Origin of the sequence: Kitasatospora sp. NPDC087861, assembly GCF_044742585.1 — a bacterium.
Taxonomy (GTDB): Bacteria; Actinomycetota; Actinomycetes; order Streptomycetales; family Streptomycetaceae; genus Kitasatospora.
In genome coordinates, this window is record NZ_JBIUUS010000004.1 from 344,379 (window position 1) to 366,023 (window position 21,645).

Annotated in this window: 19 protein-coding genes and 3 tRNA genes; 4 read left to right on the forward strand and 18 right to left on the reverse strand. The window is 73.0% G+C overall.

The genetic code is table 11. The features are described 5' to 3' along the window. Window positions 1-39: 39 nt before the first annotated feature. Window positions 40-1,908, reverse strand: coding sequence for a translation elongation factor 4 (gene lepA, locus ACIOJE_RS08905; RefSeq protein WP_280677034.1), 1,869 nt, complete (start codon window positions 1,906-1,908; stop codon window positions 40-42). Window positions 1,909-2,170: 262 nt separating this feature from the next. On the opposite strand from lepA, the gene ACIOJE_RS08910 reads away from it, so the two are divergent. The 3 genes from ACIOJE_RS08910 (at window position 2,171) to ACIOJE_RS08920 (ending at window position 4,054) form a co-directional block, all read left to right on the forward strand. Next, on the forward strand, window positions 2,171-2,476 hold the full coding sequence (locus ACIOJE_RS08910; RefSeq protein WP_280677036.1) for an antibiotic biosynthesis monooxygenase: 306 nt from the start codon (window positions 2,171-2,173) through the stop codon (window positions 2,474-2,476). Window positions 2,477-2,662: 186 nt separating this feature from the next. Continuing rightward, window positions 2,663-2,932, forward strand: coding sequence for a 30S ribosomal protein S20 (gene rpsT / locus ACIOJE_RS08915; protein WP_270147017.1), 270 nt, complete (start codon window positions 2,663-2,665; stop codon window positions 2,930-2,932). A gap of 435 nt (window positions 2,933-3,367) precedes the next feature. Next, on the forward strand, window positions 3,368-4,054 hold the full coding sequence (locus ACIOJE_RS08920; protein ID WP_280677040.1) for a hypothetical protein: 687 nt from the start codon (window positions 3,368-3,370) through the stop codon (window positions 4,052-4,054). A gap of 89 nt (window positions 4,055-4,143) precedes the next feature. On the opposite strand, the gene holA is transcribed toward ACIOJE_RS08920, so the two are convergent. After that, entirely contained in the window at window positions 4,144-5,142 is a 999-nt protein-coding gene (gene holA, locus ACIOJE_RS08925) for a DNA polymerase III subunit delta (protein ID WP_400774486.1), read from the reverse strand. Window positions 5,143-5,220: 78 nt separating this feature from the next. Here holA and ACIOJE_RS08930 point away from each other — a divergent pair, with 78 nt between their 5' ends. Continuing rightward, window positions 5,221-5,514 (forward strand): hypothetical protein, encoded by a 294-nt coding sequence (locus ACIOJE_RS08930; protein ID WP_280677044.1) that lies wholly within the window; start codon window positions 5,221-5,223, stop codon window positions 5,512-5,514. 156 nt (window positions 5,515-5,670) lie between these two features. Here ACIOJE_RS08930 and ACIOJE_RS08935 read toward each other — a convergent pair whose 3' ends face one another. The 16 genes from ACIOJE_RS08935 to ACIOJE_RS09010 form a co-directional block, all read right to left on the reverse strand. Further along, window positions 5,671-8,298 (reverse strand): ComEC/Rec2 family competence protein, encoded by a 2,628-nt coding sequence (locus tag ACIOJE_RS08935; protein WP_400774487.1) that lies wholly within the window; start codon window positions 8,296-8,298, stop codon window positions 5,671-5,673. A 139-nt stretch (window positions 8,299-8,437) separates the two neighbouring features. Beyond that, window positions 8,438-9,451 (reverse strand): helix-hairpin-helix domain-containing protein, encoded by a 1,014-nt coding sequence (locus tag ACIOJE_RS08940; RefSeq protein ID WP_400774489.1) that lies wholly within the window; start codon window positions 9,449-9,451, stop codon window positions 8,438-8,440. A 131-nt stretch (window positions 9,452-9,582) separates the two neighbouring features. Continuing rightward, on the reverse strand, window positions 9,583-10,428 hold the full coding sequence (locus tag ACIOJE_RS08945; RefSeq protein WP_280677050.1) for a DegV family protein: 846 nt from the start codon (window positions 10,426-10,428) through the stop codon (window positions 9,583-9,585). 179 nt (window positions 10,429-10,607) lie between these two features. Beyond that, window positions 10,608-11,387: a hypothetical protein gene (locus tag ACIOJE_RS08950; RefSeq protein ID WP_280677052.1), complete on the reverse strand. Its 780-nt coding sequence runs from the start codon at window positions 11,385-11,387 to the stop codon at window positions 10,608-10,610. Between the two features lie 391 nt (window positions 11,388-11,778). Continuing rightward, window positions 11,779-14,661: a leucine--tRNA ligase gene (gene leuS / locus ACIOJE_RS08955; protein ID WP_400774492.1), complete on the reverse strand. Its 2,883-nt coding sequence runs from the start codon at window positions 14,659-14,661 to the stop codon at window positions 11,779-11,781. A 300-nt stretch (window positions 14,662-14,961) separates the two neighbouring features. Beyond that, window positions 14,962-16,287 (reverse strand): hypothetical protein, encoded by a 1,326-nt coding sequence (locus tag ACIOJE_RS08960; protein ID WP_280677056.1) that lies wholly within the window; start codon window positions 16,285-16,287, stop codon window positions 14,962-14,964. 97 nt (window positions 16,288-16,384) lie between these two features. After that, a tRNA-Ala gene (locus ACIOJE_RS08965) sits at window positions 16,385-16,457 on the reverse strand. Between the two features lie 226 nt (window positions 16,458-16,683). Continuing rightward, window positions 16,684-16,845: a hypothetical protein gene (locus ACIOJE_RS08970; RefSeq protein ID WP_400774495.1), complete on the reverse strand. Its 162-nt coding sequence runs from the start codon at window positions 16,843-16,845 to the stop codon at window positions 16,684-16,686. A 124-nt stretch (window positions 16,846-16,969) separates the two neighbouring features. Next, window positions 16,970-17,042, reverse strand: a tRNA-Ala gene (locus ACIOJE_RS08975). A 43-nt stretch (window positions 17,043-17,085) separates the two neighbouring features. Further along, window positions 17,086-17,158 (reverse strand) — tRNA-Ala (locus ACIOJE_RS08980). A gap of 147 nt (window positions 17,159-17,305) precedes the next feature. After that, complete coding sequence (locus tag ACIOJE_RS08985) at window positions 17,306-17,953, reverse strand: histidine phosphatase family protein (RefSeq protein ID WP_400774644.1); 648 nt, start codon at window positions 17,951-17,953, stop codon at window positions 17,306-17,308. Next, window positions 17,950-18,408 carry a ribosome silencing factor gene (rsfS, locus tag ACIOJE_RS08990; protein WP_400661762.1) on the reverse strand — a complete coding sequence of 153 codons (459 nt, stop codon included), beginning with the start codon at window positions 18,406-18,408 and terminating at the stop codon, window positions 17,950-17,952. The genes ACIOJE_RS08985 and rsfS overlap by 4 nt, the downstream gene beginning before the upstream one ends. Before the next feature lie 182 nt (window positions 18,409-18,590). Then, window positions 18,591-20,384: an LCP family protein gene (locus ACIOJE_RS08995; protein WP_400774497.1), complete on the reverse strand. Its 1,794-nt coding sequence runs from the start codon at window positions 20,382-20,384 to the stop codon at window positions 18,591-18,593. Between the two features lie 12 nt (window positions 20,385-20,396). Then, window positions 20,397-21,029, reverse strand: coding sequence for a nicotinate-nucleotide adenylyltransferase (gene nadD / locus ACIOJE_RS09000; RefSeq protein ID WP_280677062.1), 633 nt, complete (start codon window positions 21,027-21,029; stop codon window positions 20,397-20,399). Window positions 21,030-21,153: 124 nt separating this feature from the next. Then, on the reverse strand, window positions 21,154-21,309 hold the full coding sequence (locus tag ACIOJE_RS09005; protein WP_280677064.1) for a hypothetical protein: 156 nt from the start codon (window positions 21,307-21,309) through the stop codon (window positions 21,154-21,156). A 151-nt stretch (window positions 21,310-21,460) separates the two neighbouring features. Then, complete coding sequence (locus ACIOJE_RS09010; protein WP_280677066.1) at window positions 21,461-21,607, reverse strand: hypothetical protein; 147 nt, start codon at window positions 21,605-21,607, stop codon at window positions 21,461-21,463. Between the last annotated feature and the right edge of the window lie 38 nt (window positions 21,608-21,645).

The window sequence follows — 21,645 nt, forward strand, 5'->3', positions numbered from 1 at the left end:
CCGGACGCCGATGACGCCCGGGCCCTTCCGTTCAGACCGCTACTTCTTGTCCTTCGGCGCCTCGGCGTCGGTGGACAGCGCGGCGATGAAGGCCTCCTGCGGGACCTCCACGCGGCCGACCATCTTCATCCGCTTCTTGCCTTCCTTCTGCTTCTCCAGCAGCTTGCGCTTACGCGAGATGTCACCGCCGTAGCACTTGGCGAGGACGTCCTTGCGGATCGCGCGGACCGTCTCACGGGCGATCACCCGGGAGCCGATGGCCGCCTGGATCGGCACCTCGAACTGCTGGCGCGGGATCAGCTTCTGCAGCTTGCCCGCCATCATCACGCCGTAGCCGTAGGCCTTGTCCTTGTGCACGATCGCGGAGAAGGCGTCCACCGCGTCGCCGTGCAGCAGGATGTCGACCTTCACCAGCTGGGCGCTCTGCTCGCCGATGGGCTCGTAGTCGAGCGAGGCGTAGCCGCGGGTCTTGGACTTCAACTGGTCGAAGAAGTCGAAGACGATCTCGGCGAGCGGCAGCGTGTAGCGCAGCTCGACGCGGTCCTCGGAGAGGTAGTCCATGCCCTGCAGGTTGCCGCGGCGGGACTGGCAGAGCTCCATGATCGCGCCGACGAACTCGTTGGGCGCCAGGATGGTGCCGCGCACGACCGGCTCGTACACCTCGGCGATCTTGCCGGTCGGGAACTCGCTCGGGTTGGTGACGGTGTGCTCGGTGCCGTCCTCCATGATCACCCGGTAGACCACGTTCGGGGCGGTGGAGATCAGGTCGAGGTTGAACTCGCGCTCCAGGCGCTCCCGGATGATCTCCAGGTGCAGCAGGCCGAGGAAGCCGCAGCGGTAGCCGAAGCCGAGCGCGACCGAGGTCTCCGGCTCGTACACCAGCGCGGCGTCGTTGAGCCGCAGCTTGTCCAGGGCGTCGCGCAGCAGCGGATAGTCCGAGCCGTCCAGCGGGTACAGGCCGGAGAACACCATCGGGCGCGGGTCCTTGTAGCCGCCGAGCGCCTCGGTCGCACCCTTGTGCATCGAGGTGATGGTGTCACCGACCTTGGACTGCCGGACGTCCTTCACACCGGTGATGATGTAGCCCACCTCGCCGACGCCCAGGCCGTCGGCGACCTTCGGCTCGGGCGAGATGACGCCGATCTCCAGCAGCTCGTGGGTGGCGCCGGTGGACATCATGGCGATCCGCTCGCGCTTGGTGAGCTGGCCGTCCACGACACGCACGTAGGTGACCACGCCGCGGTAGGAGTCGTACACCGAGTCGAAGATCATCGCGCGGGCCGGGGCGTCCTTGACGCCGACCGGGGCCGGGATGGTGTTGACGATGTGGTCCAGCAGGGCCTCGACGCCCAGACCGGTCTTGGCGCTGACCTGGAGCACGTCCGAGGGGTCGCAGCCGATGATGTGCGCGATCTCCGCGGCGTACTTCTCCGGCTGGGCGGCCGGCAGGTCGATCTTGTTGAGCACCGGGACGATCGTGAGGTCGTTCTCCAGCGCCAGGTACAGGTTGGCGAGGGTCTGCGCCTCGATGCCCTGGGCCGCGTCGACCACCAGGATGGTGCCCTCGCAGGCCGCGAGGGAGCGGGACACCTCGTACGTGAAGTCCACGTGGCCGGGGGTGTCGATCATGTTGAGGATGTGCGTCGTCCCGGCGTCCGGCCCGGTCTTCGGCGCCCACGGGAGGCGGACCGCCTGCGACTTGATGGTGATGCCGCGCTCGCGCTCGATGTCCATGCGGTCGAGGTACTGGGCACGCATCTGCCGCGGGTCGACGACGCCGGTGATCTGCAGCATCCGGTCTGCGAGCGTCGACTTGCCGTGGTCGATGTGGGCGATGATGCAGAAGTTGCGGATCAGCGCCGGGTCGGTACGGCTGGGCTCTGGCACATTGCTGGGGGTCGCGGGCACCTTGGTCCGATTCTCCGTTGGTCCGGGGCCGGGGGTGTCCTGGTCATCGCTGACCGGTTTCCCGGGGACCGGACAGTCTCGTCCGATCGAAATAGTTCCTCCCATCTTCCCACGACCACGAACCGGGCTGCCGTTCGGTCCGGCGTTCGGCCCTCGGTTCGGTTGGCGGGGCGGTTCGCGGCCCGGTCTCGCGGCCCGGTTTCGTGGCCCGGTCTCGTCCAGGGCTTCTCCCACCCCGAGCGGGGCGGCAGGATGGCTCCCCATGATCCTGGAAAGCGCCCTGCTCGACGTCCTGCCCGGCCAGGAGGACGAGTTCCTCGCCGCCTTCGCCGAGGCCCGTCCGCTGATCGCCGTCCAGCGCGGCTTCCGCTCCCTGGAACTGCGGCGCTGCCTCGACGAGGGGCGCGGCTCGCGGTTCCTCCTCCAGGTGGAGTGGGAGACGCTCGCGGACCACACCGAGGGGTTCCGCGGCTCGGCCGAGTACCAGCAGTGGCGGGACCTGCTGCACCGGTACTACCAGCCGTTCCCGGAGGTCGAGCACTACGGCGAGCCGGTGCTCAGGGCGTAGCCGGGCGCTGCGGGGCCGGTACGGCGAGGTCGGGCGGCCGGTTCGGGAGCATCGGCCGGTTTGGGACGGGTGGTGGGCCCCTGGTAGCGTGGGCTGCTGCACCTGGCCTCGGCATGCCCTCTCAGCACGACCGGCGGCCGCGCGGTGCAGCCCGTTCAATCCTTTAGACAAGACTGAGGCTCCTTCGTGGCGAACATCAAGTCCCAGATCAAGCGCAACAAGACCAACGAGAAGGCGCGCCTGCGCAACAAGGCCGTCAAGTCCTCGCTGAAGACCGCTCTGCGCAAGGCCCGTGAGGCCGCTGCCGCCGGCGAGACCGAGAAGGCCACCGTGCTGGCCCGCGCCGCCTCCAAGGCGCTGGACAAGGCCGTGAGCAAGGGCGTCATCCACGCCAACCAGGCCGCCAACAAGAAGTCGGCCATCACCAAGCGCGTCAACGCGGCCGCCCAGGCCTGACGCCCGGGGGCCACGGCCCCCACCGCCTCGGGACGGACCCGGCCCTCTACCCGGACTCCTGAGGTGCGCGAGACTCGCACCGTACGCGGCCTGCGTTCGCCACGCGGGTGCGGTGCACGAAGCAGTACGACAGGCGCCGTAGTCTGCCTCTTCCCCAGAGGCCCACTGCGGCGCCTGTCGCGTTCCGCGGTCCGACCGCTATGGTCGGTCACGCGCGATCGAGGTGCGGGGAGCACCTCGACGCCGGGCCCGAGGGGGAGCTTCATGACGACGCCGCCACCGTCACCACCACCGCAGCCGCAGCCGCAGCCGGTGGCACCGAACGGGCCGGGCTACGGCTTTCCGCAGCAGGCGCCGGGGGCGGGAGCGTCGGGAGCGCGGGGAGTGCCGGTCCAGGGCTTCGGGCCGCCGCCCGGGCTGCCCACCGCACCGGGGATGACTCCCGTGCCGGCAGGCGGTGGAGCGCGACGGTCCGGCGGCAACCTGCGCCGCAATGCCGTCTGGGCCTTCGTCGGCGCGCTGCTCGCCTCGGCCGGCTGGGCGACCGCCGTGCTCGTCGTACCCGACCTAGTCAGCACCGACGCCTCGCCACGGCCCCTGGGCGCCTACCGCCTCTCGGACGACTTCTGCACCACGGGAAGGCCCTCCTCGCTCCTCCGGCTGTACAGCGTCTCCGACTCCAGCGCGCCGACCCACCACAGCGACCGGCACCCGGCGCTGGACAGCATGAACTGCTCGATGTCGCTCAAGCGCAGCGGCGCCGGCACTTCCGACAGCGAGTACGCCTCCGTCTACCTGCGCGCCGACCTGCACAAGGCGGTCAACCCCGCACCCGAGTTCGCGGCCGCCAAGGAGGTCTACCGGGCGCGCGACTACCAGGTCACCGACGTGCCGGGGCTCGGCGAGGAGGCGTACTTCCTCTACAAGGACGACCCGGGCGCCTCGGACAAGACCTGGCACAGCGTCAGCGCCGAACTCGACGTCCGCGACGGCGGGATGACGTACTACATCTCCTGGTCCGCCAGCTACACCGAGGGAAAGACCAAGGTGCCGTCCAAGGAGGAGCTCCGCACAGCCCTGCAGTCCGACGGCTGGGACGCTGTCCGCGCGATGCGCAAGTAGTCCGGTAGGAGGGGCCGGGCCATGGGACCGGGTCTTACGTGCCGGGTCTTACGTGGTCTTCCGGAGCCGGGTCTTAAGGCCGGGGCCGGTCAGTAGGCGGGGCGGGACCCTGCCCGGGCAGCCCGGGCGACGGCCACCACCGCGCGCTCCAGCGCGAAGGCCGGATCGTCCGAGCCGCCCTTCACCGCCGCGTCGGCCTGGGCGATCGCGGTCAGCGCGGTGGCCACCCCGTCGCCCGTCCAGCCGCGCATCTGCTGGCGGACCCGCTCGACCTTCCACGGCGGCATGCCCAACTCGCGGGCCAGATCGGCCGGACGCATGTTCCGCCCGGTGGTCGCCAGTCGCCCGATGCTGCGCACCCCGGAGGCCAGCGCGTAGGTGATGCCCGTCGGCGGCTGCCCCACGGCCAGCGCCCAGCGCAGCCGCTCCAGCGCCTCCGCCGCCCGGCCGGTGACGGCCAGGTCGGCCACCTCGAAGCCCGTCGCCTCGGCCCGGCCGCTGTAGTAGCGGGCCACCACCGTCTCGTCGATCGTGCCCTCGACATCCGAGGTCAGCTGGCTGCACGCGGCCGCCAGCTCCCGCAGGTCGCTGCCGAGCGAGTCCAGCAGGGCCTGGCAGGCCTCCGGCGTGGCCGAGCGGCCCAGCGTACGGAACTCGCCCCGGACGAAGGCCAGCCGCTCACTCGCCTTGGCCAGCTTCGCGCAGGCCACCTCGCGACCGCCCGCCTTGCGTCCGGCGTCCAGCAGGCCCTTGCCCTTGGCGCCACCCGCGTGGACCAGCACCATGATCACCTCGTCGGCGGGCGCCTCGATGTACGCCTTGACCTCCTTCACCGACTCGGCGGAGAGGTCCTGCGCGGCCCGGACCACGATCACCTTGCGTTCGGCGAACAGCGACGGCGTGGTCAGCTCGGCCAGACTCCCCGGCTGCAGGCCGCCGGGCGGCAGATCCCGCACGTCGGTGTCCGGATCCGCCGCCTTCGCCGCCGCCACCACCTGGGCGACCGCACGGTCCAGCAGCAGCTCCTCCTGGCCGACCGCGAGGGTCAGCGGGGCGAGCAGGTCGTCGGGTGCACTCTTCCTGGCCATCGCCTACCAGCATCCCACGGGGCGCGGACACTCCCGCCCGGCCGACCTGTCTGCCAGCCCGACCTGGAGAATGGCCCAGTGACCGAGAACCACACCACCGACCTGCCGGACGTCGACGACCCGCACGCCCGGCAACTGCTCGTCCTGCCCGACCGCGACGCCGCCGAGGACGCCTTCGAGGAACTCAGCGCCACCCACCCCGACCTCGGCGAGCTCGAAATCGTCCGCGACGCCCTCGCCGGCGAGGACGACGCCGAGGACGCGCAGTGGCTCGTCGTCGTCGAACCCCCGGAAGACGGCTGGACCCCGACCCACCTCCACGCCCTCGACACCCTCGCCGCCACCCACGAAGGCTGGCGCGAAGAGGGCTGACCCGGCCACGACGCGGCGCGCTCCGGCCCTGCTCGGAGCGCGCCGCAACTGTTCTCCGGGCCCCCGCCCCGCCCCCGCCCCCCACCCCTCCCTCCTCCTCCCCACCCCAACCCCTTTCCCTTCCCCACTTCGTGGACGGGAGGAGGAGAGCGGGGGTCATCCGGGCGGAGCCCGCGGGGCGTGCGGGGCCCGGCCGACGCCGGAGGCGACGGCCGACGAGCTCCCGCCGTGGGAGCGCGGCTTGCGCACCTCGTGGGCGGTCCGGGGATGCACGGACACACCGAGGGTGACCGGGGAGTCGCCCGTCACGGCGATGTCGCCCACCCGGTCGGTGCGCAGCACGCTCGCGCCCAACGCGCGCAAGTGGTCGACCGTCCGCGCGGACGGGTGCCCGTACGCATTGCCCTCACCGCACGAGATCAAGGCCAACCGGGGGCGCAACGCGCCGGTCAGGTCCCAGTCCTGGTGCGCCGATCCGTGATGCGCCACCTTCAGGACGTCCACCCGCCTCAAGCGGCCCAGCAGCGCCGACTGGGCGGGCGGTTCGAGGTCCCCGAGCAAGGCCATCCGCAGGCCGCCCGCGACCGACACCCGCAACGCGACGCTCGCGTTGTTCGCGCCGGGCGCCTCGACAGCCACCCTGGGATCGGGCCAGACCACCTCCCACGACAACCCCGCGCCCACCGAACGCCGTTCACCTCGCCCAGCACGCAGGAGCGGCACCCCGGCGCCGGCCGCCCAACCTGCCACCCGGGCCGCCTCGCCCGGTGGATCGTCCAGGGTCGTGCCCTCGACCGCACCGACCCGACGCCCCCGCAACACCCCCGGCACGCCCTCGACATGATCGGCGTGGAAGTGCGTCAGCAACAGGAGCGGCACCGCCGTGATGCCGAGGTCGCGCAGACACCTGTCGGCGGCGTTCGGATCCGGCCCCGCATCGACCACCACCGCGCTGTCCGGCGCACCGGCCGCGAGGACCAGCATGTCCCCTTGGCCGACATCGCACATCACCATCCGCCACCCTGGCGGCGGCCAGCCGGTGGCGATCCGGGTGAGCTGCGGTGGCCGCAGCAGCACGGCCAGCAGGACCACGAGCAGCACCCCCGTCACCAGCGCCCGTACCCACCGCAGCCGGGCGCGGACTGGCTCGCCGGGCCGCGCGCGCCGCGGCAGCAGGAGCGGCGCCGCCCAGCAGACCGCCAGGGTGACCAGCGCAACCGTCGCCGTCCCGAACCACCCACCCGGCCAGGAGAGTTGCCCACCCGGCAGCTCGGCACCGCGCCGCGCCACCAGGGCGAGCCAGCCGACCGGCACTCCGGCCGGCTCCGCGAGCAGCCGGGCCAGGTCCGGGAGGAGCGGCTGCAGCACGAGCACCCCGAAACCGAGCAGGGTCGCCGGGGCCACCGCCAGCTCGGCCAGCAGGTTGCACGGGATCGCGACCAGGCTGATGTGCCCGGACAGCACCACCGTCACCGGCGCGCACAGCGCCTGGGCGGCGGCCGTCGCCGCGAGGGCGCCCGCCAGGTGGCGCGGCCAGCGCCGGGCCCGCAGCGCCTCGGCCCAGTGCGGCCCGAGGACGAGCAGCCCGGCCGTGGCGAGCACCGAGAGCAGGAATCCGAAGGAGCGCGCCAGGAACGGGTCGAGCAGGACCAGGACCAGGACCGTCCCGGCGAGCGCGGGCACCGCCTGCCGGGGACGGCCGGTGGCCAGCGCGAGCATGCCGATCAGACCCGTCCCCGCCGCGCGCAGCACACTGGGCTCCGGTCGGCAGACGGTGACGAAGGCCAGCGTCAGCGCCGTCCCGAGCATGGCGCTGGTACGCAGCGAGAGCCCCAGCACCGCGGCCAGCCCGCGCCGTTCCGGGGTCCCGGCCTGACCGGGGGCACCCAGCAGCACGCCGAGGACGATCGCCAGGTTGGCACCGCTGACCGCCACCAGGTGCACCAGGTCGGTGGCCCGGAAGGCGTCCCCGAGGTCGTCGGGCAGTTGCGAGGTGTCCCCGACGACCAGGCCGGGGAGCAGTCCGCGCGCGTCCGGCGGGAGTCCGTCGACGGCCGTGCGCAGCCCGGCCCGCAGCCGCCCGGCGACACGCTGCGGCAGGCTCGGCGGCTCGATCTGCCGGGGCGGGCCGTGGACGACCAGCAGCGCCGCGGACTCGGTGTCGTAGCCCTCCCCCGCAGGCTGTACCTCGGCCTCCGCCGCCAGCCGCTCCGACGGGAGCAGCCGCTGCCAGGGCCCGGACTCCGCTCCCCGGACCATGACGGTCACCGGGGTCCGCGTCCTGGTGCTCCGCCCGTCCGGGACGAGTGTGACCCGGTCGGCCACCGCGTCGACGGTGAGGAGGGTCTGCCCGCCGGTGGTCCCGCCCCGGGCCGCGTGGGACTTCGGATCGCCGGCGACGGTCAGCTCCACCTCCACCACCCGGGCGGGCTCGCCCAGGGATCGCGGTGGGGCGTGCTCGGCCGCGCGGGCGAGCTCCGGTAGCGGCCCCCGGTGCAGATCGGCGGTGTGCAGCGGGGTGGCGATCGCGGCCGCGGCCCCGGTGAGCAGGATGGCTGCCAAGGTCACCGCCGCTCCGCGACGGCGTGGGACCGCCGGCCTGGCGAGCAGCAGGACGGCTGCCAGTGCGGCGGCACCCGCCAGGGTGAAGGCGAGGACGTCGTACCCCGGCTCCAGGTCGAGGAGCGCGGCCGTCACCACCCAGACCGAGACGGCGGGAAGCAGCAGCCGAAAGTCGGCGCCCGTGGAACGGGTGTGCAGGATCGGGTCGGTGGTGGCGGACATGGCGGTACCTCCCTTCGGCGGGGCGGCGGCGACGGCGACGGCTGACGACACAACGGCTGGACGAAAGCGGCCACGAACAGCACGGGGGAAGGACGGGCGAACGGATCCGCGGAGAGGCGGGAGAGAGTCGGAAGGGGCGTCAGAGGGTGAGCAGCGGACGGAGTTCCGCGAACGTGCGAGCGCCGATGCCGCCGACCTGCCGGAGCTGGTCGAGCGTGCGGAACGAGCCGTGCGACGTGCGGTAGGCGAGGATGCGATGGGCGAGCGTCGGGCCGACTCCGGGGAGGGTGTCGAGCTGTTCGAGGGTGGCGCGGTTGAGGCTGACGGGTGGCCTCGACGTGCCGGCCGCCGGGGGCCCGTTGCCGGCTCCGGCGCCCGGGGCGGGGGCCGAGCCCGGCTCGCCGACCAGGATCTGCTCACCATCCGTCAGTACGCGGGCCAGGTTGAGGCCCCGGGTGTCCGTCTCCGGCAGCGGGCCGCCCGCCGCCCGTAAGGCGTCGGCCACCCGCGAGCCGCCGGGCAGGGTGTGCAGGCCGGGAAGGTGAACCCGTCCGCCGATGTCGACCACGACGGCCGGCTGGGCCCCGACGGCAGCGGCATCGGCGGCCTCGGCCGAGGCCGTGCCCGAGGCAGGAGCCGGCACGGGCGCAGACTCCGCCGACCCCGGTGCCACCGGGGCGGACGCCAGCGCCGGCACGGCTACCGCCTGCGGCCGGGCCAGCCAGAAGTGCTGCACGGCGTAGCCGACCGCGAACAGCAGCAGGACGGCCAGCCCGGCCACCGCCCGCCGGTCGAGCGCCATCGCCGAACCGAACCGGAGGCGCGCCCCGGCCACCGGCTCCGGCGGGTCCACGACCCCGCCCACCCCGCCCACCCCGGACGGCTCCAACGGAGCAGGCGGCACATGCGGCACATGCGGTGCAGGCGGCCGCTCCCCAGCCCCGGACGGAGCCGCGCCCGAAGGCGGCCCGGTCGCCGTGGGCTCCCCCGCCACCGCACCGGAGCCCCCAGGGCCTCCTCGCCCGACTCCGGCCCCGCCGCCTCCTCCACCACCACCAGCCCCATCGTCCACCGGCAGCAACGCCGCCATCCGCAGCCGTACGGTCTCGTTGATCTCGTGGCGCTTCGCCGCGCCCAGGCTCATGCTCGTCATGCCGAGGACGGTAGGAGTCCTCGGCAGTGCGCGCAGAAATTACCGAAACCCTGTGGACAACCCGGGGGTTGTGGATGAATCAGCTCACTCGCACGAGTGGGCAGAGCACCGCCGAGTTGACCGGAGCCCCCTCAGCGCGGCGCGACCACCACCGCGAGCAGCCCCGGCCCGACGTGTGCGCCGATCACCGCCCCCACCTCGCCCACGTACAGCTCCCGCAGGCCGGGCACCCGCGCCCGCAGCCGCTCCGCGAGCGGCTCGGCCCGCTCCTCGGCCGCCAGGTGGTGCACGGTGATGTCGACCTCCGCGTCCCCCGACCGCTCGACCGCGATCTCCTCCAGGCGCGCGATCGCCCGCGACGCGGTGCGTACCTTCTCCAACGGCTCGATCCGCCCTCCGTCCAGGTGCAGCAGCGGTTTGACCGCCAGCGCCGACCCGAGCAGCGCCCGCGCCGCCCCGATCCGACCGCCCCTGCGCAGGTACTCCAGGGTGTCGACGTAGAAGAACCCGCTGGTCACGGCGGCCCGCCGGGTGGCGGCCTCGGCCGCCTCCGCCAGGTCCCGCCCGGCCGCGATCGCCTCGGCCGCCGCCAGCGCCGCATATCCGAGGGCCATGCCGACCAGCCGGCTGTCCACCACCCGCACCGGTACGGGCGCCTCGGCGGCCGCCAGCCGGGCGGCCTCCACCGTGCCGGACAGCTCGCCGGAGATGTGCACCGAGACGATGCCCTTCGCCCCGGCCTCGACGGCGCCCCGGTAGGCGGCGGCGAAGGTCTCGGGATTGGGCCGGGAGGTCGTCACCCGCTGCTTCTCGCGCAGCGCCTCGGCGACGTCCTTGGGAGAGATCTCGACCCCCTCGCAGCGGACCGAGTCACCGACCGCGACGCTCAGCGGAACCACCGTGATCCCGTACCGATCGAGGGCCTCCTGCGGCAGATAGGCCGTGGAATCGGTGACAAGTGCGAGGTCGGAGGGCATGAGGCGGAGGTTACTCCCCGTTCGTCCGTGAGGACAGCGCCCGCCCACGGGCCCCGAAAGGCGCCGCCGAAGCCCCACCAAAGTGTCTCCGCACCGCCAAGCAGTCGGTCGAGCGCGCGGCAAGTTCGCGGCGAGCAGGCGACGCGAGGAGACGACGCGAGAAGACGACGCGAGCAGGCTCAGCCCGCCGTGGGCCCCGCCGACGGCTTCCGCAACCGCTGCGCCAGCTTGGCCAGCGGGTCCGCGAGTCCGAGGAGTTCCTCGGCACTCGGACGCCCCTTCCCGTCCGTCAACCCGGCCCGCGCAGCGCCCCCGGAGGACGCCTCCGCACCCGGCGAAGACGAGGAAGAGGAGGAGGAAGAAGAGGAGGCAGCGGACGAGGAGGACGAAGCGGAGGACCCCGCCGAAGTGTCCCAGTGCCGCAGCGCCCCCGCCTCGCTCTCGCACTCCTGGCTGAGCCGGCTCAGCTCGTCGTCCGCGAACCGGTGCATCCGGTCCTGCGCGGCCCAGCGCATGGTCTCCGCCGAGTGGGTGATCCGCTCGGCACGCTCGCGCAGCTCCGGCAGCTTGGCCGCGATCCGCGCGGTGTCCGGCTCCCGCTCCAACATCCGCAGTTCGCCGTCGAGCTCGGCGGCGTGCGTATCGAGCCTGGTCAGCAGGGCGAGGGCCTCGCCGAGCTGACCGTCCTGGGGAAGGCCGCTCTCCAGGACCTGCCGGGTGCCGTCGAGTGAGGTGCGCAGACCGAGCCGGACGGCGGCGATCTGCCCGGGCGGTCCGACCTTGGTGAAGGTCTTCGCCTTGAGGGTGGCGTTCTCCACGACGCGCCGAGCGTTGGCCTCGTGCCGCTCGATCTTCGCGGCGACGGCCTTCGCCGCCTTGACCGTGCCGACCACGGCCAGCACGAGCACCGCGATCCCGAAGAGCAGGACCAGGCCGATCATCACGCCGAACGCGTCCATCGCGAGCCACCTTCCGCCACCGTTTCGGCCCCCACCGGACCCAACGCGGGCCGTACTGCCGAGGGTTCCACGGTAGCCGCCGGATCGGACCCGGGGCGGTCCGAACGGGCCCGGGCGGCGGAGATCAGGGACAGATCGGGGATCTCCCCGAGGGTCCACGAGCCCCTGGGCACCACCGGGCCCGACCCGCCCTGGCACAACCGACACCAGCCATCCCGGGCACGACGAAGGGCGGGCGCCCCGAAGGACGCCCGCCCCGTCAGCCCCAGTCGACCGGCCACGCACCACAGCCCACAGTCAACGGGCCCCGGCCATCAGCCCTCAACCAACGGGCCCCGGCCAGCAGACCTCAGTCCACCGACCTCAGCCATCAGCCCTCAGTCAACCGACCTCAGCCGGTGACGATGTTCACCAGCTTCGGCGCCCGCGCGATCACCTTGCGCACCGGCGCGTCACCGATCGCCGCGACGACCGCCGGGTCGGCCAGCGCCAACGCCTCCAGCTCGGCGTCCGAGATCGTCGGCGCGACCTCCAGCCGGGCCTTCACCTTGCCCTTGATCTGCACCACGCAGGTCACCGCCTCGTCCACCACGTACGCCGGGTCGGCGACCGGGTAGTCGGTGTGCGCCAGCGACTCGCCGTGGCCCAGCCGGCGCCACAGCTCCTCGGCGATGTGCGGGGCCAGCGGCGCGACGATCAGGACCAGCTGCTCGGCCACGGCGCGCGGCGTCGAACCGCGCTTGACCAGGTAGTTGTTCAGCTCGATCGCCTTGGCGACGGCCGTGTTGAACCGCAGCCCGGCCATGTCGCCCCGGATGCCGTCGATCGCCTTGTGCAGGGCGCGCAGCGTCGCCTCGTCCGGCTCCTCGTCAGTGACGACCAGGTCGCCGGTGGCCTCCGAGACGATGTTGCGCCACAGCCGCTGCAGGAAGCGGTACGAGCCCACGACGGCACGGGTGTCCCACGGGCGGGAGACGTCCAGCGGGCCCATGGACATCTCGTACAGGCGCAGCGTGTCGGCGCCGTACTCGTCGGCGATGTCGTCGGGGGCGACGGCGTTCTTCAGGGACTTGCCCATCTTGCCGGCCTCGCGCTTGACCGCTTCGCCCTGCCAGAAGTACGCGCCGCCGCGCTCCTCGACCTCGGCGGCGGGCACCGGGAAGCCGCGCTCGTCACGGTAGACGTCGGCGGTGATCATGCCCTGGTTGAACAGCTTGTGGAACGGCTCAACGGACGAGACGTGGCCCAGGTCGTGCAGCACCTTGTGCCAGAAGCGCGCGTACAGCAGGTGCAGCACGGCGTGCTCGGCACCGCCGACGTACAGGTCGGCGCCGCCGGCCGGCTTGGTCTCCGTCGGGCCCAGCCAGTACTTCTCGTTGGCCGGGTCGACGACCGCCGAGGAATTCGACGGGTCGACGTAGCGCAGCTCGTACCAGCACGAACCCGCCCAGTTGGGCATGGTGTTGGTCTCGCGGCGGTAGGTGCGCACGCCGTCGCCCAGGTCCAGCTCGACGGTGACCCAGTCCTCGTTGCGCGACAGCGGGGTCTTGGGCGAGGAGGTGGAGTCGTACGGGTCGTAGGTGTGCGGCGAGTAGTCGTCGACCTCGGGGACCTCGACCGGCAGCATCGACTCGGGCAGCGCGTGCATGACGCCGTCCTCGTCGTAGACGATCGGGAAGGGCTCGCCCCAGTACCGCTGGCGGCTGAACAGCCAGTCCCGCAGGCGGTAGTTGACGGTGCCCTCGCCGATGCCGCGCTCGGCCAGCCACGCCGTCACGCGGGCCTTGGCGTCGACGACGCTCAGGCCGTCCAGCGTCAGGCCGTCCCGGGAGGAGTTGACGATGACGGAGTCGTAGGTGTCGAACGCGTCGTCCCAGGCGGCCGCGTCCTCGCCGCGCCCGTCCGTGGGCGCGACGACGCAGCGCATCGGCAGCGCGAAGGCGCGGGCGAAGGCGAAGTCGCGGTGGTCGTGGGCGGGGACGGCCATGATGGCGCCGGTGCCGTAGCCCATCAGCACGTAGTCGGCGATGAACACCGGGACGGACGCGCCGCTGACCGGGTTCACGGCGTAGGCGCCGGTGAAGACGCCGGTCTTGACCTTGGCCTCGACCTGCCGCTCGACGTCCGACTTGGCGGCGGCCGCGGCGCGGTAGGCGGCGATGGCCTCGGCGGGGGTGGCGGCGCCGCCGGTCCACTCGGCGGGCACGCCCTCGGGCCAGGCGGCGGGGGCGATCGAGTCGACCAGGCCGTGCTCGGGGGCCAGCACCATGTAGGTGGCGCCGAACAGGGTGTCGGGCCGGGTGGTGAAGACGGTGATCTTCTCATCGGAGCCGACGGCGAAGTCGACCCGGGCACCCTCGGAGCGCCCGATCCAGTTGCGCTGCTGCAGCTTGATGGCCTCGGGCCAGTCCAGCAGGTCCAGGTCGGCGATCAGACGGTCGGAGTACGCGGTGATGCGCATCATCCACTGGCGCAGGTTGGACTTGAACACCGGGAAGTTGCCGCGCTCGGAGCGGCCGTCCGCAGTGACCTCCTCGTTGGCCAGTACGGTGCCCAGACCGGGGCACCAGTTGACCGGCACCTCCTTGGCGTAGGCCAGCCGGTACTCGCCCAGCAGCTCGTCGCGCTCGGCGGCGGACAGATCGGCCCACGGGCGCCCGTCGGGGGTCGGCCGCGCGCCGGACTCGAACCGGGCGATCAGCTCGGCGATCGGGCGGGCCTTGCCGGCGGCCTCGTCGTACCAGGAGTTGAAGATCTGCAGGAAGATCCACTGGGTCCAGCGGTAGTAGTCCGGGTCGATCGTGGAGATCGAGCGGCGCGGGTCGTGGCCCAGGCCCAGCCGGCGCAGCTGCTGGCGCATGTTGGCGATGTTGGCCTCGGTGGAGACCCGCGGGTGGGTGCCGGTCTGCACCGCGTACTGCTCGGCGGGCAGGCCGAACGCGTCGTAGCCCAGCGTGTGCAGCACGTTGTGGCCGGTCATCCGCTGGTAGCGCGCGTAGACGTCGGTGGCGATGTAGCCCAGCGGGTGGCCGACGTGCAGGCCCGCGCCCGAGGGGTACGGGAACATGTCCATGATGAAGCTGTGCGGCTTCGCGGCGACGTCGCCGGCCGCCGGGTCGGCCAGGGCACCGGCGGGGTTGGGGGCGTTGAACGTGCCCTCCTTCTCCCAGATGTCCTGCCAGCGGGACTCGATCTCCGCCGCCAGCGCGGCGCTGTACCGGAACGGCTCGGTCGCGGTCTCGGCCGTGCCGGACGCAGGGGTCGTCTCGCTCATGGTCCTTCAAGCTCCATCGATGTCAGTTGGCGAACCGCGCACACGGCCGGCCCGTGAACGGGGGCGGAAAACAAAAAATCCCCTCGCAGGAGGGGACGCCACGCCGACTCCGGCACCGCCCGAGGGCGCAGCCGGTCCTGGTCAGCGCGGCCGGCTAAGGAGCAGGCGCACGGTTCGCATGGGCTCAGGGTACCGCAAGCAGGTCAACGCGCTCCCGGGTGTCCGCCGGGGCCGGACGGCACCAGCCGCACCCGCCCCGCACCGCCCCGCCGCCCTACCCGACCCCTCCGCCCCGCCGCCTCACCGCCCCGCCGATGACGCCGGTGACGCCGGTGACGCCGCCGCCCGCGTCGCCGCGTCGAAGTCGCGCAGCGCCCGGGCCAGCCGCTCGGACTGCATGCCCGCCGCGAGCGCCCGGGCGAGCGCCGCGGTGCGGGCCGCCTCCCGCTGGTCGCCGAGGCGCCGGTGGGTCTCGGCGAGGCGGACCATCAGCAGCGCCTTGGACCGCGCCCGGCCCGCCCCCAGGCCGGCGACGGCCTCGGCCAGCAGCGCCTTGGCCAGCCGGTGCTGGCCGAGCGCCAGGCGCCCCTCCCCCACCATCCCGGCGAGTTCGGCGCGGGCCTCGGCCGTGCCGGGCACGCCGTCGAGTTCGGCGAAGGCCCGGGCGGCGGCGGCCTCGGCCTGCTCGGCCTCGCCTCGGCGGCCGTGCGCGCGGGCGATCCGGCCGAGTTGCCGGGCCCGGGCGGCGGGGCTCAGGACGGCGCCGTGCGTCACCAGGGCCGTGTTGAGCGCGGAGACGGCGTCCAGGCCGCGCCCGCCGGTGCCTTGGGTGGCGAGCACCACCAGGGCGCCGAGCACGGCGACGCCGAGCCGGGCGTCGCCACTGACGTGGGCGGCCCGCAGGGCGGCGACGAACGCCCGCTGGGCGGCCGCGTCGTGGCCGAGGTCGTACGCGGCCCAGCCGGCCAGCCGGGCGAGCCGGCTGGCCGTGCCGTACAGCTCGCGGCCGATCCGCTCGTCGTACGCGCCGAGCTCCAACAGCTTGGCCAGCATGGCGAGTTCGGCCCGGGTGGGGCCGAGGACGAGGCCGCCGCCGCAGGAGCGTTCGAGCCGCTGCTTGCTGCGGTAGGACAGGCCGAGGTCGCCGACGAGGCTGGGGTCGACGCGCAGTGCGCCCTCCCCGCCTCCGACGGGCGGCGGCGGGGAGGCGAGCCGTTCGGCGGCCTGGTCGAGGTCGGTGCCGCGGAAGAGGTCGGTGAGGCGGACGGGCCCGGCGTCGGTGGCGGCCTCGCGCAGCGCGGTCTGGGCGGTGTCGGCGGTCCACGGGTCGGTGAGCAGCCGGGGCGAGAGGATCTTGGCGCCGCGGTGGCCGCCCATCCGGCCCCAGAGCTGCTCGTAGGTGACGGCGATACCGAGGGTGCGGCTGAGCACTTCGCAGACCGTCTGGTCGTGCGGGCTGCGCGGCACCATGCCACGGTCGCGCCACTTGTAGGGGGCGGTGGAGCTGATGGCCAGGCCCGGCGGCAAGGCGAGGCTCACCTCGCGGGCGAGCCGTTCCGGACTCCAGCCGAGCTGGTGCAGTATCCGGGCCAGTTCCTCGTTCCGCCTTCGCTCCAGATCGGCCATGGCACGACGGTAGCGGTCTTTCCGGCTCTCCCGCCGGTGGCATGACCAGAACGCCGAAGGGCCGCCTCCCTTTTCGGGAGGCGGCCCTCGACTGCTGTGGAGCTACGGGGAATTGAACCCCGGACCTCTTGCATGCCATGCAAGCGCTCTACCAACTGAGCTACAGCCCCTTGACCTGCGATGTCACCGGGGGCTTTCGACCGTTTCCGTCCGGTTTCCCTCGGCGACATCGACTACTTTACACGGTCCCGGGGGTGCTCCACGAATCCGTTCCCCGAGGTCCGCGAACCCGCTTCCCCCGATGCGGCCCGGCCGGACCCAACCCACCCCAACCCGGGCCCTGCCCGGCCGGACCCAACCCACCCCAACCCGGGCCCCGCCCGGCCGAGCCCGGCCCTACCCCGCCGACCGCCGGGTACGGGCGGCGAAGCCCGCGCCGAGCAGGACGGCGACGGCGTTGACCGCGAACAGGCCGGCCGCCGCCGACCGCAGCCCGGGGGCGCGCAGCACCCGCCCGGAGATCAGCGGCTGCCCGCCGCGCCGGGCGGCTGGGCGCACACCTGCCACCCGTAGCACCCGGCCCATCCGCAAGGGCTCGGCCGGCCCTCAAGACCCGGCCGGCCAGCGGGGCCCGGCAACGCGAGAGGCCGCCACCCGGTGGGTGGCGGCCTCTCGACTGTTGTGGAGCTACGGGGAATTGAACCCCGGACCTCTTGCATGCCATGCAAGCGCTCTACCAACTGAGCTACAGCCCCGCGACACGCGCGACCCTGGCGAACCAGGACCGCTGGTGCGGAGTGGAGCTACGGGGAATTGAACCCCGGACCTCTTGCATGCCATGCAAGCGCTCTACCAACTGAGCTACAGCCCCGCACTCACCGGATTTCCCGCTTCCCTTCCGGGCCGCGTTTCCTCCGTGCGAACGAGGAAGACTCTAGCTGGTCAGGCCCGGAACTGCGAAATCCGCCCGTTCGGGCCCCCTCCGCCCCGCCCCGCGACGCGCCCGTCGCTCAGTCGCTCAGGTGTCGTCGCCGATGACCGGCTGCGGGAGCGTGCCCGCGTTGTGCTCCAGCAGGCGCCAGCCGCGCGCCCCCTGCCCGAGCACCGACCAGCAGCAGTTGGACAGCCCGCCGAAGCACTCCCACTGGGCCGATTCCAGGTCCAGCAGCCGCCCGAGCATGGTGCGGATGGTGCCGCCGTGGCTGACCACCACCAGCGTCCCCTCCTCCGGCAGCTTGTCGACGGCCTCCAGCACCACCGGCACCGAGCGGTCGGCGACCTCGGTGGCCAGTTCGCCGCCGCCGCGCCGCACCGGCTCGCCGGCCGCCCAGGCCGCGTACTCCTCCGGGTAGCGGGAGCGGATCTCGGCGTTGGTCAGGCCCTGCCAGGAGCCCGCGTAGGTCTCCCGCAGGCCCTCGTGGTGCTGCACGTCGAGGCCGGTGACCTTGGCCAGCTCCTCGGCGGTGCGCCTGGCCCGCGTGAGGTCGGAGGAGATCAGCAGGTCGGGGCGCAGGCCGGAGAGCAGCCGGGCCGCCCGCTGGGCCTGCAGGACGCCCTGGTCGGTCAGTTCGATGTCGGTGGTGCCCTGGAAGCGGGACTCCAGGTTCCAGGAGGTCTGGCCGTGTCGCCAGAAGACGATGCGCGACCCCCGTGCGTCCCGGCTCAGTGCAGGTCCTCGGGCTTGCCGAAGTCGTCGGCCGGGGCGACGGCGTTGCCGGCCTCGTCGGTGTACGCGTCGGGCCGGTTGCGCGAGGCCAGGGCGTCCTCGGGCAGCGGCAGCTCGGGGCAGTCCTTCCAGAGGCGGTCCAGCGAGTAGAAGGAGCGCTCCTCGGCGTGCTGGACGTGCACGACGATGTCCAGGTAGTCGAGCAGGATCCAGCGGCCGTCGCGCTCGCCCTCGCGGCGCACCGGCTTGATGTCCAGCTGCTCGCGCAGCTGGTCCTCGATCTCCTCGGCGATCGACCGGACCTGGCGGTCGTTGTTCGCGGAGGCGATCAGGAAGGCGTCGGTGATCGACAGCACCTCGCTGACGTCGAAGGCGATGATGTTGTGCGCGAGCTTGTCGGCCGCCGCCTGCGCGGCGACGGTGATGAGCTGCTGGCTGTGGTCGGTGACGGTCACGGTGTTCTTCCGGCTCGGCGGCTTTGGGCGACTCCCGGCACTGGCCGGGGGTCGCCTTCCAGGATCTCACGCCGCCCGGGCGGCCCCGGAACGCATTTTCGGGGCCGCCCGGGCCGGAGGGTCGCCCGCCCGGGCCGGAGGGTCGCCGGCCCGGGCCGCCCGCCCGGGCCGAAGGACGCGGCCTACTGGTTCTTCGGCGGCTGGTAGTCCTTGCCGAGCACGACCACCAGGTCCGCGTTCTGGGCGTCGCCGACCTTCTTCGCCGCCGTATCCGGCAGGCCGAGGCTGATCGCCAGCGACTTCGCCGCGGCCTGCCGGGCGTCGTCGGTGTAGCGGATCTCACTGGTGGCCTGCGCGGCGGTCTTGGATCCGCCGGGGATGAAGGTCAGGCCCGCGTTGGTGATCTGGACCTGCGCGGCGGCCACCGCCTGGTCGTTGCCGGTGGCGTCCTGGAGCGAGACCCGGGCCGGGGCGTCGCCGGAGGACGCGGACTTCACGGTGCCGCCCAGCACGTCCTTGACCTGCTTGCCCGCCGTGGCCTCGTCCAGACCGCCGTCGGGCTTGACGGTCAGCGCCGTGGTGCCGAGGTGGCCGTCCTTCGCCTGCTGGGCGAGCTGGGCGAGCACCCCGGCGAGGGCGTCCTCGGGCAGCGAGGGGTCGAGCACCGCGTTCATCCGGTGCACGTCGTCCTTGGCGTCCTTGAACTCGGTCGGCATGGTGCGCACCACCGCGTCCATCACCTGTCCGAACCGGGCCAGTTGGGCGTCCCGGTTCTCGCCGGCCGCCTGCAGCGTGGCGTACGCGACCGCGGCCTTCCCGTTGAGCAGGGTGTTCTTGCCCGCCGCCGACAGCAGCTTGCCGTCCGGCTTGCCGCCCTCGTGGGTCTCGGCGTTGGTGTCCACCCGGACACCGCCGAGCTGGGAGACCAGCATCTCCAGGTACGGGGTGTCCAGCCGCCAGGTGCCGGCCACCGGGGCGCCGAGCACGGTGGACAGGCCGTCGCGGGTCGCGGAGGCGCCGATGCTGTCCATGGCCTGCCCGACGGTGGTGACCGGCGGGTCGCCGGGACCGGGCAGCCGCAGGGCGTCGGGCAGCAGCAGCACGGTGCCCTTCCTCCCGGCGGAGTCGTTGACCAGCAGCGCGCTGGAGACCTTGCCCTGCAGGTCGCGCAGGTGCACCACGTTGACCTGGCGCGGACCGGCCGCGCTCGCCGCGGTCTGCTTGTCGCCGGTGAACCAGAGGTAGCCGCCGGTGCCGGCCGCCGCGAGCGCCACCACCACGCCGAGGCCGATCAGCCGGTTGCGCAGCTTGCGGCGGCGCTCGGCGCGCACCTCGCTGCGGGACTCGGCGAACTTCAGCCAGTCGATGACGTCCTCGGACTCCTCCGCCTCCTCGTCGACGAAGGTGAACTCGTCCGTCGGGTAGTCGCCCGTGGGCCCCTTGCCGCCGGCCTTGCCGGCCCGGGCCCCGCCGACACGTTCGGACGGCGGCTCGGGCTTGGCCGGCGCCGCCTCGGCGGCGGGCCGGGGCACGCGCGGGCGCGGCACGGCCGGAGCGACGGGCGCCCCGGGCGCGGCGGGCACGACCCCGGACCCCGGCTGCGGTTCGGGCTCGGCCACCGCCGGAGCGGCCGGGTACGGCTGCTGCTGGTAGCCCTCGTAGCCGTACGTCTGCTCCTGGTAGCCGTAACCTCCCTGCTGCTGGTACGCCTGCACGGGCTGCCCGTACTGGTCGTACTGCTGCTGCGGAAGCTGCCCGGGCTGCCCCGGCTGCTGGTACCCCTGGTACGGCTGCTGCTGGTACTGCTGCTCCTGGTAACCGCCGTACGGGTCCTGGGTGTAGACCGGCTGCCCGTACTGGTCGTACTGCTGCTGCGGGAGCTGCTCGGGCTGCTGTTGGTAGCCCTGGTACGGCTGCTGGTACTGCCCGGTGGACCAGTCTTCCGGCTGTTGCTGTCCGCCGCGTCGTTCAGTCACGCCCGCTCCTGATCAGGTCCGGTGCGGCGCGTACAGCGCCCGCTTGTCGATGTAGCGGACCACGCCGTCCGGGACGAGGTACCAGACCGGTTCGCCCTTGGCGACCCGGTTGCGGCAGTCCGTGGAGGAGATGGCCAGCGCCGGGACCTCCACCAGGGACACCCCGCCCACCGGAAGCCCGGCGTCCGACAGAGTGTGCCCCGGGCGGGTGCATCCGATGAAGTGGGCGAGCGAGAAGAGCTCGTCGGAGTCGCGCCAGGACAGGATCTGGGCGAGGGCGTCGGCGCCGGTGATGAAGAAGAGGTCGGCGTCCGGGTGCTGGGCCCGCAGGTCGCGCAGGGTGTCGACGGTGTACGTCGGGCCCTCGCGGTCGATGTCGATCCGGCTGACCGAGAACTGCGGGTTCTCCGCGGTGGCGATGACCGTCATCAGGTAGCGGTCCTCGGCCGGGGTGACCTGGCGGTCGCTCTTCTGCCACGGCTGCCCGGTCGGCACGAAGATCACCTCGTCCAGGTGGAACGCGCTCGCCACCTCGCTGGCGGCGACCAGGTGGCCGTGGTGAATCGGGTCGAAGGTCCCGCCCATCACCCCGAGGCGCTTCTTCACCGGTTCCGGTCCGCCGGGATTCCCGGCCTGCTCTCCCATGCCGCCACACCTTACGCGACGCCCGTTACAGTGCGGGAACGCCCGGGTGAGGGTTGTCCGGAGACGCGTGAGGGAGCGGCCGGCCGGTGTGCCGGACGCTCCCCGAGCAGCGCCATGGGCCCGTTCAGCGGTCCCGGTTGAAGCGGGTGGTCACGAAGAGCAGGAGCACCAGGATGAACAGCGCGGCGCCGCCCGTCAGGTACGGGTTCAGGCTCTCGTGGTTGCCCCCCTCGCCCTCGGCGAGCAGGTTCAGGACGGGAAGTGCGGCGGCAGTGTTCATGGTCGGCGGGACCTTCTCGGCTCGGGTGAACGGACCTGGGGTTCTTCCGGGCCGGTGAAGGCCCACCCGTCATCGTACGGGGGGTCGCCAGGCAACCGCTCGGCGGCCCACCGCCGCTGACCGTGCGTGAGCCGAAGCGGGGCGGCGGGGCTCAGTTGCCGCGGAAGGCCCGCGCCATGATCCACACCAGCAGGCCGACGCCGACGAACGACGCGACCACGATGATCCGCAGGAACAGGCCCGGACCGGCCTCGTTCGAAATGGGTGCGGCCAGGCTGACAAGCGTGTCGGTGGACATCTGCGGGGCTCCTCGAACTGCTCGGTACCGCGGCCGGG

What these genes read in the sequence shown, in the direction of transcription:
- ACIOJE_RS08910 (WP_280677036.1), top strand. Translation starts at nt 2,171, where the DNA reads ATGATCCTGGAAAGCGCCCTGCTCGACGTCCTGCCCGGCCAGGAGGAC.
- ACIOJE_RS08920 (WP_280677040.1), top strand. Translation starts at nt 3,368, where the DNA reads ATGACTCCCGTGCCGGCAGGCGGTGGAGCGCGACGGTCCGGCGGCAAC.
- holA (WP_400774486.1), bottom strand. Translation starts at nt 5,142, where the DNA reads ATGGCCAGGAAGAGTGCACCCGACGACCTGCTCGCCCCGCTGACCCTC.
- ACIOJE_RS08935 (WP_400774487.1), bottom strand. Translation starts at nt 8,298, where the DNA reads ATGTCCGCCACCACCGACCCGATCCTGCACACCCGTTCCACGGGCGCC.
- ACIOJE_RS08940 (WP_400774489.1), bottom strand. Translation starts at nt 9,451, where the DNA reads ATGACGAGCATGAGCCTGGGCGCGGCGAAGCGCCACGAGATCAACGAG.
- ACIOJE_RS08945 (WP_280677050.1), bottom strand. Translation starts at nt 10,428, where the DNA reads ATGCCCTCCGACCTCGCACTTGTCACCGATTCCACGGCCTATCTGCCG.
- ACIOJE_RS08950 (WP_280677052.1), bottom strand. Translation starts at nt 11,387, where the DNA reads ATGGACGCGTTCGGCGTGATGATCGGCCTGGTCCTGCTCTTCGGGATC.
- leuS (WP_400774492.1), bottom strand. Translation starts at nt 14,661, where the DNA reads ATGAGCGAGACGACCCCTGCGTCCGGCACGGCCGAGACCGCGACCGAG.
- ACIOJE_RS08960 (WP_280677056.1), bottom strand. Translation starts at nt 16,287, where the DNA reads ATGGCCGATCTGGAGCGAAGGCGGAACGAGGAACTGGCCCGGATACTG.
- nadD (WP_280677062.1), bottom strand. Translation starts at nt 21,029, where the DNA reads ATGGGAGAGCAGGCCGGGAATCCCGGCGGACCGGAACCGGTGAAGAAG.
- ACIOJE_RS09005 (WP_280677064.1), bottom strand. Translation starts at nt 21,309, where the DNA reads ATGAACACTGCCGCCGCACTTCCCGTCCTGAACCTGCTCGCCGAGGGC.
- ACIOJE_RS09010 (WP_280677066.1), bottom strand. Translation starts at nt 21,607, where the DNA reads ATGTCCACCGACACGCTTGTCAGCCTGGCCGCACCCATTTCGAACGAG.